Source organism: Halopseudomonas litoralis, from assembly GCF_900105005.1.
Classification (GTDB): domain Bacteria; phylum Pseudomonadota; class Gammaproteobacteria; order Pseudomonadales; family Pseudomonadaceae; genus Halopseudomonas; species Halopseudomonas litoralis.
Map to the genome: position 1 here is coordinate 2,566,142 of NZ_LT629748.1, position 12,537 is coordinate 2,578,678.

Annotated in this window: 12 protein-coding genes; 2 read left to right on the top strand and 10 right to left on the bottom strand. The window is 59.1% G+C overall.

The window, feature by feature from the left end; translation table 11 throughout:
* Positions 1-34 precede the first annotated feature (34 nt).
* On the top strand, positions 35-973 hold the full coding sequence (locus BLU11_RS12370) for an IS110 family RNA-guided transposase (protein WP_090272427.1): 939 nt from the start codon (positions 35-37) through the stop codon (positions 971-973).
* A gap of 177 nt (positions 974-1,150) precedes the next feature.
* Here BLU11_RS12370 and ispH read toward each other — a convergent pair whose 3' ends face one another.
* From ispH to murJ, 6 genes are all read right to left on the bottom strand, one after another.
* Complete coding sequence (gene ispH / locus BLU11_RS12375) at positions 1,151-2,098, bottom strand: 4-hydroxy-3-methylbut-2-enyl diphosphate reductase (protein WP_090273790.1); 948 nt, start codon at positions 2,096-2,098, stop codon at positions 1,151-1,153.
* Between the two features lie 35 nt (positions 2,099-2,133).
* Positions 2,134-2,574 carry an FKBP-type peptidyl-prolyl cis-trans isomerase gene (fkpB, locus tag BLU11_RS12380; RefSeq protein ID WP_090273792.1) on the bottom strand — a complete coding sequence of 147 codons (441 nt, stop codon included), beginning with the start codon at positions 2,572-2,574 and terminating at the stop codon, positions 2,134-2,136.
* Between the two features lie 184 nt (positions 2,575-2,758).
* The gene (gene lspA / locus BLU11_RS12385; RefSeq protein ID WP_090273795.1) at positions 2,759-3,253 is read right to left on the bottom strand and encodes a signal peptidase II; all 495 of its coding nucleotides are present in this window, start codon (positions 3,251-3,253) and stop codon (positions 2,759-2,761) included.
* The gene (gene ileS, locus BLU11_RS12390; RefSeq protein ID WP_090276445.1) at positions 3,246-6,077 is read right to left on the bottom strand and encodes an isoleucine--tRNA ligase; all 2,832 of its coding nucleotides are present in this window, start codon (positions 6,075-6,077) and stop codon (positions 3,246-3,248) included. The genes lspA and ileS overlap by 8 nt, the downstream gene beginning before the upstream one ends.
* A gap of 11 nt (positions 6,078-6,088) precedes the next feature.
* On the bottom strand, positions 6,089-7,027 hold the full coding sequence (ribF, locus tag BLU11_RS12395) for a bifunctional riboflavin kinase/FAD synthetase (protein ID WP_090273797.1): 939 nt from the start codon (positions 7,025-7,027) through the stop codon (positions 6,089-6,091).
* Between the two features lie 77 nt (positions 7,028-7,104).
* Positions 7,105-8,673, bottom strand: coding sequence for a murein biosynthesis integral membrane protein MurJ (gene murJ / locus BLU11_RS12400; protein ID WP_090273799.1), 1,569 nt, complete (start codon positions 8,671-8,673; stop codon positions 7,105-7,107).
* Positions 8,674-8,844: 171 nt separating this feature from the next.
* Here murJ and rpsT point away from each other — a divergent pair, with 171 nt between their 5' ends.
* Positions 8,845-9,117, top strand: a complete 273-nt coding sequence (gene rpsT, locus BLU11_RS12405; protein WP_090273801.1) for a 30S ribosomal protein S20 — start codon at positions 8,845-8,847, stop codon at positions 9,115-9,117.
* Between the two features lie 97 nt (positions 9,118-9,214).
* On the opposite strand, the gene proB is transcribed toward rpsT, so the two are convergent.
* From proB to rplU, 4 genes are all read right to left on the bottom strand, one after another.
* Entirely contained in the window at positions 9,215-10,333 is a 1,119-nt protein-coding gene (gene proB, locus BLU11_RS12410) for a glutamate 5-kinase (RefSeq protein ID WP_090273803.1), read from the bottom strand.
* 18 nt (positions 10,334-10,351) lie between these two features.
* Positions 10,352-11,560, bottom strand: coding sequence for an Obg family GTPase CgtA (gene cgtA, locus BLU11_RS12415; protein WP_090273805.1), 1,209 nt, complete (start codon positions 11,558-11,560; stop codon positions 10,352-10,354).
* 105 nt (positions 11,561-11,665) lie between these two features.
* Positions 11,666-11,923: a 50S ribosomal protein L27 gene (gene rpmA, locus BLU11_RS12420; protein WP_090273807.1), complete on the bottom strand. Its 258-nt coding sequence runs from the start codon at positions 11,921-11,923 to the stop codon at positions 11,666-11,668.
* 20 nt (positions 11,924-11,943) lie between these two features.
* Entirely contained in the window at positions 11,944-12,255 is a 312-nt protein-coding gene (rplU, locus tag BLU11_RS12425; protein ID WP_090276447.1) for a 50S ribosomal protein L21, read from the bottom strand.
* Between the last annotated feature and the right edge of the window lie 282 nt (positions 12,256-12,537).

Genomic DNA, 12,537 nt, shown 5'->3' on the forward strand with positions numbered 1-12,537 from the left:
AAGTCAAAGACTACTTTAGCTTGGAGGACGCGCCATGACAAAATCTGTTGAATCTATCCTGGTGGGTATCGATGTCAGCAAGGCGGAGCTGGTGATCGCTCGCAGTGACGCCCCTCAGATCGACACGATCAACAACTCCCCCAGCGCTATTAAGCGCTGGTTGAAGTCGTTGCCGCAGGGCTCAAGGATCGCGCTGGAAGCCACCGGAATTTATCATCGGCAACTGGCCACGCTGGCTCATGCAGCAGCACACCCGCTCTACTTACTGGATGGTTATCGGCTCAGCCGTTACCGCGATGGGGTAGGTACCCGGGCCAAGACCGACCCGTCTGATGCCAGACTGATCCTGCGTTATTTGAGCAACGAGCTTGAGGAGCTCAAGCCTTGGATCCCTGCCCATGATGCGTTTTACCGCATCCAAAGCCTGATGCGCCGTCGAGCCTCGCTGGTTCATACCCGAGTAGCGTTGAGCCAGAGCTTGCAGGATGTACCTGAGTTGAAGCAGGCGAGCAAACAGCTGGATACCCATATCCGTCGCGTTGAGCTGCTGATTACCCAGCGCCTGAAGCAGGCCTTGGCAGACGTAGGCTGGGACGCAGATGCAAAACGCTGCATGGACATCGAAGGCATTGGCGAGCTGAGCTCAATGGCACTCGCCAACACCTTCCACCGAGGTCGCTTCAAGAGCAGTGACGCCTTCATCGCTTACCTGGGGATGGATGTCAAAGTCCGAGACTCTGGCAAGCAGGCAGGCCGACGAAAACTCACCAAGAAAGGCGACCCGGAATTACGCCGCCTGCTCTACAACGCGGCTATGGCTGCCCGTAAAACCGCTGCCTGGAAGGCGTTATACGAGACCTATCTATCACAGGGACTCAAGCCCATCCAGGCGCTGATCAAGCTGGCAAGAAAGTTGGCGCGCATTGCCTTTGCCTTGATGCAGAATCAAACGGTTTATCGGCCCAAAACCTGATAAAAGGGGTTGGCATGAACCATAGAATCTCCCACGCTCCAGCGTGGGAATGCCTGCTGGGACGCTCTGCGTCCCGACCTTGCTCTGGCGCAGGTTGCTGTCCGGACGCTGGAGCGTCCACAGCACAGGCTCCCATGCAGAACATGGGAGCCCTCGGAAATCGAGTACGGGCTCCGCTTACTGCACTTCGACTACCCGCAGCTCCTTCGGCATGCTGAAGACGATATTTTCTGCCCGTCCCGCCAGCTCCTCGACACTCTCGGCACCATTGTCGCGCAGATGCTGAATAACCTGCTGCACCAATACGTCCGGAGCGGAAGCGCCGGCGGTGACGCCGATATTGCGCACATTCTCCAGCCACTCAGGGCGGATCTCGTCAGCACCATCAATCAGGTAGGCCGGCGTACCCATACGATCCGACAGCTCACGCAGACGGTTGGAGTTGGAACTGTTCGGGCTACCGACCACCAGCACCAGCTCGCACTCGCTGGCCAGTTGCTTGACCGCATCCTGGCGGTTCTGGGTGGCGTAGCAGATATCGTCCTTGCGCGGGCCGTCGATAGCCGGGAAGCGCGCACGCAAAGCATCGATGACGCGGGCGGTATCATCCATGGACAACGTAGTCTGGGTGACGAAGGCCAGTCGTGAGGGATCTTTCACCTGCAACCTGGCTACGTCCTCCTCGTTTTCCACCAGGTAGATAGCGCCACCGCTGCTGTCATCGTACTGACCCATGGTGCCTTCGACTTCCGGGTGTCCAGCATGGCCGATAAGAATGCATTCGCGACCATCCCGGCTGTAGCGCACCACTTCCATATGCACCTTGGTGACCAGCGGGCAGGTGGCATCGAACACTTTCAAACCACGAACCTCGGCATCATCGCGTACGGCTTTGGATACGCCGTGGGCGCTGAAAATGACGATGACATCGTCGGGGATCTCATCCAGCTCATCGACAAAGATCGCACCGCGGTTACGCAGATCTTCGACAACGAACTTGTTGTGCACGACTTCGTGACGCACATAGATCGGCGGGCCGAATACTTCCAGCGCTCGGTTGACGATTTCGATGGCACGATCGACGCCGGCACAGAAGCCGCGCGGGTTGGCCAGTTTGATCTGCATGGGGAGCCTCGATTGAGTCATGGATGTAGGGCGGCTCAGGCCGCCTTCACCTCGATGATTTCCACTTCGAAGGTGATGATCTTGCCGGCCAGCGGATGATTGAAATCCACATCGACGACCGTATCATGAATAGTTTTGACCACTCCGGGCATTTCGCCTCCGGCGGCATCCTTGAAGATGACCAGCAGACCGGGTTCCAATTCCATTTCGTTGAACTGGTCGCGGGGCACAGTCTGGATGTTCTGCGGGCTGCCGGGGCCAAAGCCTTTTTCGGGTTCGATCTCGAAGGTGCGCTGATCACCGGCCTTGAGGCCAAACAGGCTGCTCTCGAAACCCGGCAGCAGACTGCCATCACCGACCTTGAAGGTGGCCGGGGACTTGCCCAAAGTAGAGTCGACTACGTCACCGCTGGGCAGTTTCAGGGTGAAGTGCAGGGTGACTTCGGTGTCGTGGTTGATACGAAGGATGTCTGTCATGGTGTCGAATCTCTAAATTGAATGTATCCGGTGTGGGCGATGGTGCGGCACTGGCCAGGGGCACAAAACTCGGAGCGTTCCCTGAACGCCGTCGCCCGACTGCATGGATGCAGGAGTTAGGGCGACGCAGGACGCCAAAGCCGAGCGAGGCGCCCGTCCTGCAAAACCATGCGGGCTGCCGAATCTACGCGGTTTTCGCCTTGGGCCGAAACATGTCCAGAATCATCAGTGCCGCCCCTACAGTGATGGCGCTGTCGGCGATATTGAATGCCGGGAAGAACCAGCTCTGCTGCCAATGCACCAGAATGAAATCCACTACATGGCCGTGCACCATGCGGTCATACAGATTACCCAGCGCGCCACCCAGAATCAGGCTCAGCGCCATGGCTTCCAGCCATTTATCCCGGGCCAGCCGGGCCAGCCAGACCAGCAGCATGACACTGACACCCACCGCGATCGCGGCAAAGAACCAACGCTGCCAGCCACCGGCATCCGACAGGAAACTGAAGGCAGCGCCAGTATTATAGGCCAGCATGAAGCTGAACAAACCGTCGATCACCGACACCTGCTGATACAGACTGAGGCTCGACTCGGCAACCCATTTGCTCAGCAGATCCAGCGCGATGACCACAGCACTGAGCCATAGCCATACCAAGCCGCTACGACGCGCCTCAGGCATGCTGGCGAACCTCGCCCTGCCATTCGATGTTCTCTATGCAGCGACCGCAGATTTCCGGGTGCTCGGCATGACTGCCCACGTCCGGCAGGAAATGCCAGCAGCGTACGCATTTGCTGTGCGCTGACTTGACGATGCTCAGCTTCAGCTCCGGCAGCTCGGTTGCCACAGCGTCTTCACCGGCGTCGGCCAGCGGCGCAACCCGGGCGGCCGAGGTGATCAGAACAAAACGCAGCTCATCACCCAGCCTGCCCAAAGTGGCGCTGAGCTGATCGTCAGCATACAGGGTCACTTCAGCCTGCAGGTTGCCGCCCAGCACCTTGGCGTTACGCAGGTTCTCCAGCTCCTTGTTGACGGCGATCTTGACCGCCAGCACCTGATCCCAGAAAGCACGATCCAGCTCGCTGTCATCCGGCAGCGCCGTCAGGCCGTCGTACCAGGTGTTGAGCATCACCGACTCGTTACGCTCGCCCGGCAGATACTGCCAGAGCTCTTCGGAGGTAAAGGCCAGAATCGGCGCGATCCAGCGCACCAGCGCCTCGGCAATGTGGTACATGGCGGTCTGACAGGAGCGCCGCGCCGTGCTGTTGGCACCGGTGGTGTACTGGCGATCCTTGATGATATCCAGATAGAAACCGCCCAGCTCCTGCACGCAGAAGTTATGCACCTTCTGGTAGACATTCCAGAATTTGTAGGTGTCGTAGGCTTCGCTGATTTCCTGTTGCAGCAACAGCGCACGATCCACGGCCCAGCGGTCCAGATCGAGCATCTGCTCGGGTGCTAGAGCGTGCTGCCTGGGGTCGAAACCGTTGAGGTTGGACAGCAGGAAGCGTGCGGTATTGCGGATACGGCGATAGGCATCGGCGCTGCGCTGCAGAATCTGCTTGGAGACGGCCATCTCACCGGAGTAGTCGGTCGAGGACACCCACAAACGCAGAATGTCGGCACCCAGGCTGTCGTTGACCTCCTGCGGAGCGACCACGTTGCCCAGCGACTTGGACATCTTGCGGCCGTTCTCATCGACTACGAAGCCGTGGGTCAGCAGACCACGATAAGGCGCGTGCCCATCGATCATGCACCCGGTCAAAAGCGACGAATGGAACCAGCCACGATGCTGGTCTGAGCCTTCCAGATACAGGTCGGCACGTGGGCCTTCTTCGTGACCCATGGGGTGCGAGCCGCGCATGACGTGCCAGTGGGTGGTGCCGGAGTCGAACCACACATCCAGGGTGTCGGTGACCTTGTCGTACTGGGCGGCTTCTTCACCGAGCAGCTCTGCAGCATCGAGCTTGAACCAGGCTTCGATGCCCTCTTGCTCAACGCGCTGTGCGACCTCTTCCATCAGTTCGACAGTGCGTGGGTGCAATTCACCGCTTTCCTTGTGCAGGAAGAACGGGATAGGCACGCCCCAGTTACGCTGACGGGAGATACACCAATCCGGGCGACCGGCGATCATGCCGTGCAGGCGCGCCTGGCCCCAGGCAGGAACGAAGTGCGTGTTTTCGATAGCATCCAGAGCGCGACGACGCAGGGAGCTGCCATCGTGAGCAATCTTGTCCATACCGACGAACCACTGTGCAGTGGCGCGGTAGATCAGCGGCGTCTTGTGGCGCCAGCAATGCATGTAGCTGTGCTCGATCGGCTCATGCTTGAGCAGCGCGCCGACTTCTTCCAGCTTGGCGACGATATTGGCGTTGGCTTTCCAGATAAACTGGCCACCGAAGAACGGCAGGTCACTGACATAGACACCGTTGCTCTGCACCGGCGTGAGAATGTCATCGTTCTCCATGCCGTAGTGCTTGCAGGTACGGAAGTCTTCCTCACCATAGGCCGGGGATGAGTGGACGATGCCGGTACCAGCGCCGGTCTCGACGTAGTCCGCCAGGTTCACCGGCGAAAAGCGATCATAGAACGGGTGGCGGAAGCGAATACTCTCCAGCGCCACACCTTCGCAACGGGCGATGATCTCGCCGCTCAGACTATAGCGCTGCAGACTGGATTCAACCAGCTCTTCGGCCAGTACCAGCAGGCTGTCGCCGGTATCAACCAGCGCATAGATGAACTCGGGATGAACGTTCAGCGCCTGGTTGGCCGGGATGGTCCAGGGGGTGGTGGTCCAGATGACAACGCTGGCGGGCTTGGGCAAGCCGTCCAGACCAAAGGCGGTGGCCAGTTTATCGGCATCCTCGACGACAAAAGCCACGTCGATGGCGTCAGATTTCTTATCCTGATATTCGACTTCCGCTTCGGCCAACGCCGACCCACAGTCAAAGCACCAGTTGACCGGTTTCAGGCCCTTGAACACATAGCCGCCTTCGACCATTTTCGCCAACGCACGGATTTCGCCCGCTTCATTGGAGAAATCCATGGTCTTGTAGGGGTTGCTCCAGTCACCCAGCACACCGAGGCGAATGAAGTCGTTCTTCTGGCCTTCAATCTGCTTGGCGGCATATTCGCGACTGCGTTCACGGGTCTTGTCCGCCGGCTGGTTCTTGCCGAAGGTGGTCTCGACCTTGTGCTCGATCGGCAGACCGTGGCAGTCCCAACCCGGTACGTAGGGCGCATCAAAGCCGGACAGAGTCTTGGACCGGGTAATCATGTCCTTGATGATCTTGTTGACCGCGTGACCGATATGAATGCTGCCGTTGGCATAGGGCGGGCCATCATGCAGCACGAATTGCGGGCGACCCTGGCTGATTTCCCGGATCTTCTGGTAGAGGCCGATACTGTCCAGACGTTTCTGGGTTTCCGGCTCGCGGACCGGCAGGCCGGCCTTCATCGGGAAGTCCGTGGCGGGCAGGTTCAGCGTCGCTTTGTAATCAGTCATCTTGTCCTGGCTCACTTGTTCAATTCGGCGGCCCACTGGGCTCGTGCGGTGGCAAAATCGGCCTTGATGGCAGCTTGCAGATCATCCAGCGAGCCGAACTTCTGTTCGTCACGCAGTTTTTCATGGAATACCACGGTAAGGCGGCGCCCGTACAGGTCGCCGCTGAAGTCCAGCAAGTGGACCTCCAGATGCGCCTGACCATCGCCATTCACCGAGGGACGGCTGCCAATACTGGCCACGCCGATCTGGTTGATACCGTCCAGCTCGACGCTGACCCGATATACCCCATTCAGGGGCGCACTGAGGCGCTTGAGCTGAACGTTGGCCGTCGGGGCGCCCAAGGTTCGACCCAACTTCTGGCCATGCAATACCCGACCGGTAATACTGAACGGGCGACCCAGCAGACGCTCGGCCTGGGCAAAATCGCCTTCAGCCAATACCTGGCGTACACGGCTGCTGCTGATGCGCTCACCACTTTCGGCAACGGTATTGGCTGACTCAACGGTAAAGCCGCTGCGCTTGCCGCTGGCTTTCAACAGCTCGAAGTCACCGGCACGATCACAGCCGAAGCGAAAATCATCACCGACTTCGAGGTGTCGCACACCCAGACCTTCGATCAGCACCTGCTGAATGAATTCATCCGCACTGAGCTCTCGCAGGCGACGATTGAATGCCAGGCACAGCACCCGATCAACACCCTGCTCTTCCAGCAAGGCGAGCTTGTCGCGCAAGCGAGTCAGGCGTGGAGGTGCGCTGTGGGGGGCGAAGTATTCTCTGGGTTGCGGCTCGAAAATCACCACGCAACCCGGCAACCCCAGACGTGCAGCATGACGACTCAGACGATTGAGAATCGCCTGATGCCCGGCATGCACGCCGTCGAAATTACCAATTGTCGCCACGCACCCACGATGACGGGGGCGCAGATTATGCAGGCCGCGGACCAGTTCCATAACACTCGTTATCGGCAGATGGATCAAAGCCGAGAAGTATACAGGGTTACGGGGGCTGACGTCATCGGGGCAGGCTGTCAGCGACGCAGGTGATTCACCCGCATCCCGCTCGCTGCCAAGGTGGCAATGAACACACCAATACCCGCCGCCACCAGAATGCTCATCTGCCAGACCTTCTGCTGCCACCCCCAAAGGAACCATTGTTCCACACCCGGCACCAACCACAGCACCACCACCGCCAAGGCAACACAGGCCAGTACCAGCCGCAGCGTGAACAGCAACCAGCCCGGCTGGGCCTGATAGATACCAGCCTTGCGCAACCCCCACCACAGCAGGCCGGCATTGAGCAAAGCAGACATCGAGGTCGCCAGTGCCAGCCCGGCATGCGCCAGCGGCCAGACCAGAATCAGGTTGAAGACCATGTTTGCGCCCATGCAGGTGATGGCGATCTTCACCGGCGTCTTCATGTCCTGACGGGCGAAATACCCAGGCGCCAGCACCTTGATCAGCATAAAGGTCATCACTCCCACTGCGTAAGCGCGCAGGGCGTTGGCCGACTGCACCACATCACCTTCGGTCATGGCGCCGTAGTGAAACAGCGTTGCGATCAAGGGTTCAGCCAGCAGCAACAATGCCAGGGCGGCCGGAACGCCAACCAGCAGCACCATGCGCACCGCCCAATCCAGGGTCGCGGCAAAGGCTTTCGGATCCTCACCGGCATGCTGGCGGGACAGCGCTGGCAAGATCACGGTGCCGATAGCGATACCGAACGCACCGAGAGGCAGCTCCGACAGCCGGTCGGCGTAGTACAACCAGGAAATACTGCCGGTCTGCAGAAATGAGGCCAGAACCGTATCCAACAATAGATTGATCTGGCTTACCGAGACGCCAAACAGCGCCGGCACCATCAACGTCATGATGCGCTTCACGCCTTCATGGCGGCGGTCCGGGCGCGGCACCGGCAACAGCTTTATCTGTGCCAGGAACGGCAACTGAAACAACAGCTGTGCGATACCGGCGATGAACACACCCCAGGCCAGCGCCATGATCGGCTGGTCGAAGTACGGCGTCAGGAACAGGGTCGCGCCGATCATGCTCAGGTTGAGCAACACCGGCGTGAAAGCCGGCACTGCAAAGCGGCCATAGCTGTTGAGAATGGATCCGCACAGCGCTGTCAACGAAATCAGAAACAGGTAAGGAAAGGTGATGCGCAGCATGTCCGTGGCCAGCGCGAGCTTTTCCGTCTGGCCATGAAAGCCGGGTGCAAACAGTGTAATCAGCACCGGCGCGCCAGCTACCCCAAGCAGAGTGATCCCGGCCAGGGTCACTCCCAGCGTGCCGCTCACCCGGTTCACCAGATTCTGCACCTCGGCAAGAGTGAAGCGAGTGCGGTATTCCGACAGCACAGGGACAAAAGCCTGGGCAAATGCACCTTCGGCAAACAGACGACGCAGGAAGTTGGGGATCTTGAAGGCAATGAAGAAAGCATCCGCTTCGGATTTTGAGCCGAAGTACGCCGCCACCACCACATCGCGCACCATACCCAGTATCCGAGATAGCAGGGTCATGATGCTGACCACCATGCCGGATCGCAGCAGACTGGGCGCTTTGCGCTCGGGCGCGGCAGGGGGAGTTGTATCGGTCATGTATCGCGTCGCCAGATAAAAGCGCGATGATAGCGCTAACCGGATAGAATTGGACACTTCGACGGTGCGACCGATGTTTGGTCATTCCGGCGCTTGACATTACCCAAGGCCTGCGGCACAGTACGCGACCTTATTTATACCCTAATTCACTGATTTCTGAGGAGCACGACGGTGGCCAACTCACCTCAAGCCAAGAAACGCGCCAAGCAGGCCGAGAAGCGCCGCAATCACAATGCAAGCCTGCGCTCCATGGTTCGTACCTACATCAAGAACGTAGTCAAGGCGATCGACGCCAAAGACCTCGAGCAAGCCAAAACCGCCTATACTGCAGCTGTTCCGGTCATCGACCGCATGGCTGACAAAGGCATCATCAACAAGAACAAGGCCGCTCGCCACAAGAGCCGCCTGAACGCACACATCAAGGCCATGGCTACTGCCGCCTGATCTGCGTTCCGCGTTGATACAAAAAACCGACTCACTGAGTCGGTTTTTTTATGCCCGGGTCCTTGGTGTGTCGAGCTCCATCTCGACACAAGACAAACTACACCAGCACCAGATTCTCTCGGTGCACCAGCTCCGGCTCATCGACGTAACCGAGCACTCCGACAATCTCCTCACTGGACCGGCCGATGATGCGTGCCGCCTCCTGCGCGCCATAGTTGACCAGGCCGCGTGCGATTTCTTGCCCATCGAGCCCGGCGCAGACGACCATCTCACCGCGACGGAAGTTGCCTTCCACTGCCTTGACGCCAACCGGCAACAGACTGGAGTGCCCGCCCTGCAATGCACGCACCGCCCCCTCATCGATGAGCAAGCGACCACGCGTCTGCAGATGGCCGGCGAGCCACTGCTTACGCGCCGCCAGCATACCCTTTTCCGGCAGCAACAGTGTACCCAGCTGCTCCCCCGCCTTCAGCCGAGCCACCACCTGATCGATGCGCCCGCCGACGATAATAGTACTGGCCCCTGAGCGAGCCGCCAGCCGCGCAGCGCGCAACTTGGTCTGCATGCCACCCCGACCCAACGCACCGGCGCTGCCGCCAGCCATGGCATCCAGCTTGGGGTCATCCGCCATGGCACGGGAAATGAGTTCAGCATCGGGATTGCTGCGCGGGTCAGCGGTAAACAGCCCATCGCGATCGGTGAGGATCACCAGCAGATCCGCCTCAACCAGGTTGGCCACCAGCGCACCAAGGGTATCGTTGTCACCAAAACGAATCTCGTCGGTGACCACGGTATCATTCTCGTTGATCACCGGAATCACGCCAAGATCCAGCAACCCCCGCAAGGTGCTGCGCGCATTGAGGTAGCGCTTGCGATCCGACAGGTCGTCATGCGTGACCAACACCTGAGCCGTTGTCAGCCCATGGGCTTCAAAACTGGTCTCCCAAGCCTGAACCAGCCCCATCTGCCCCACCGCAGCCGCAGCCTGCAAGCGATGAATACTCTTCGGGCGCTCGGACCAGCCCAGCCGGGTCATACCTGCCGCCACGGCGCCGGACGAGACCAGCACCACATCCACACCACTGTCACGCAGCGCAGCCAACTGACGAACCCAGATCGCCATGGCTTCACGGTCCAGAGCGCGACCATCGCCCGTCAGCAATGCACTTCCGATCTTCACCACCCAACGCCGGGCAGCCACTACCTTGTCACGCATGCCTGTTCAGCTCCGCAATCACTGCACGTAGAAAATTTCCGGACCATCTTCATCATCATCATCGTCGAGATCCTCGTCATCATCCGCGTCGTCAAGACCCGCCTTGCGACGCGCCCGGCGATCGTCCAACTCCTGGATGTGTGCACGCGCCTCTTCTTCGATCTGCTGATCCAGCTCGGCAACCTGCGCAGCGTACTCTTCATCCTCCTGCATCCGCAGGCCGCGCTCATCAAGCCAGTTCATCACCGCCTTGGCCAACTCCTGAGTACCCTGGCGCTCAGCTGCTGAAATGACGAACACCGGCCCTTCCCACTCAAGCCGCTCGACCACGTCATCAAGAATCGCCTGCTGTTCATCTTCCAGCAACTGATCGCACTTGTTCAGCACCAACCAACGCTCACGCAGCGTCAGGGCCGGACTGAATTTACCGAGCTCATGAATAATGGTCTCGACCGCCTCGACCGGATCACTCTGATCCAGCGGCGCCATGTCCACCAGATGCAGCAACAATCGCGTGCGCGACAAGTGCTTGAGAAAACGCGTTCCCAACCCAGCACCTTCGGCAGCCCCGGCAATCACTCCCGGAATGTCAGCAATGACGAAGCTGCGTAACTGCCCGACATCCACCACACCCAGATTGGGCACCATGGTCGTGAAAGGATAATCAGCCACTTTGGGCTTGGCCGCGGAGACCGCACGAATAAAGGTACTCTTGCCAGCGTTGGGCAGCCCCAGCAGACCCACGTCTGCCAGCACTTTCAGCTCCAGCTTGAGATCACGCAATTCGCCCAGACTGCCGTTCGAGGTCTGCCGGGGAGCGCGGTTGACACTGGATTTGTAGCGGGTATTGCCGAGACCATGGAAGCCACCCTGAGCTACCAGCAGACGCTGGCCCGGCTCGGTCAGGTCGCCGATGATCTCCTGGGTGCCAGCATCGACCACCGTGGTCCCCACCGGAACCGCCAGGATCATTTCCTCACCCTTGGCGCCAGTACAATCGGAGCCACGACCGTTCTCACCACGCTTGGCGTTGAAACGTCGGGTGTAGCGATAGTCGACCAGGGTATTCAGATTGGGGTCAGCTTCCAGAAAGATGGAGCCGCCATCACCGCCATCACCGCCGTCAGGGCCACCTTTGGGAATGAACTTTTCCCGCCGAAAACTCATGCACCCGTTACCACCATCACCGGCCTTTACCGTAATGGATACTTCATCTACGAATTTCATTGCGCTCCCCCTGAAGGGGTTGATTGATAGGTCATGGAGCCTGACCCTAAGCTACAAACAAAAAAGCCCCGTCGCAAGACAGGGCTTTCTGAAACCGGGAAACTATCAGCCGGCTACGACACTGACGTAGCGACGGTTGAACTCACCCTTGACTTCAAACTTGATCACGCCGCCAGCCTTGGCAAACAGAGTGTGATCCTTGCCCATGCCAACGTTCTTGCCGGCGTGGAACTGGGTGCCACGCTGACGGACGATAATGTTGCCAGGTACGATGGTCTGGCCGCCGTACATTTTCACGCCAAGGCGTTTGGCTTCTGAATCGCGACCGTTACGTGTGGAACCGCCTGCTTTTTTGTGTGCCATGAGTCTTTACTCCTCAATACTTAGGCAGAGATGCCGGTGATCTTGATTTCGGTGTACCACTGACGGTGGCCCATGCGCTTCATGTGGTGCTTACGACGACGGAACTTGATGATCCGGATCTTATCGCCACGGCCATGAGCGCTGATTTCAGCAGTCACCTTGGCACCTTCGACGACCGGCGCACCGATGGTGACGTCATCACCGTTACCGATCAGCAGTACACGATCGAACTCAATGCTGGCGCCGGTTTCGGCTTCCAGCTTCTCTACTCTCAGGTATTCGCCTTCGGCGACCTTGTACTGCTTGCCACCAGTAACAATTACTGCGTACATGTTGCTTTCTCCGTAATCCTGCTCACCCGGCGCTTGGGTATAATCGTTAATGGCCGGCATGGCTGCAAGTGAACCCGCCTATCGGGCCCGAGCTTGCCATTGTCAAAACAGGGATGCTGTAAATCGGGTTTTCAGGGGCGGGGATTCTACCGACAAATGACCCACAGTGCAATGCCGAGCTTCGTTTCAGGACCAGGGCTGCGCATCTTGCAACGCACGCCGATCCGCGTGCTTCCTTGACAGCACGCAAGCCGCCGCCTAGCATGCCGCGCAACCCTTCTG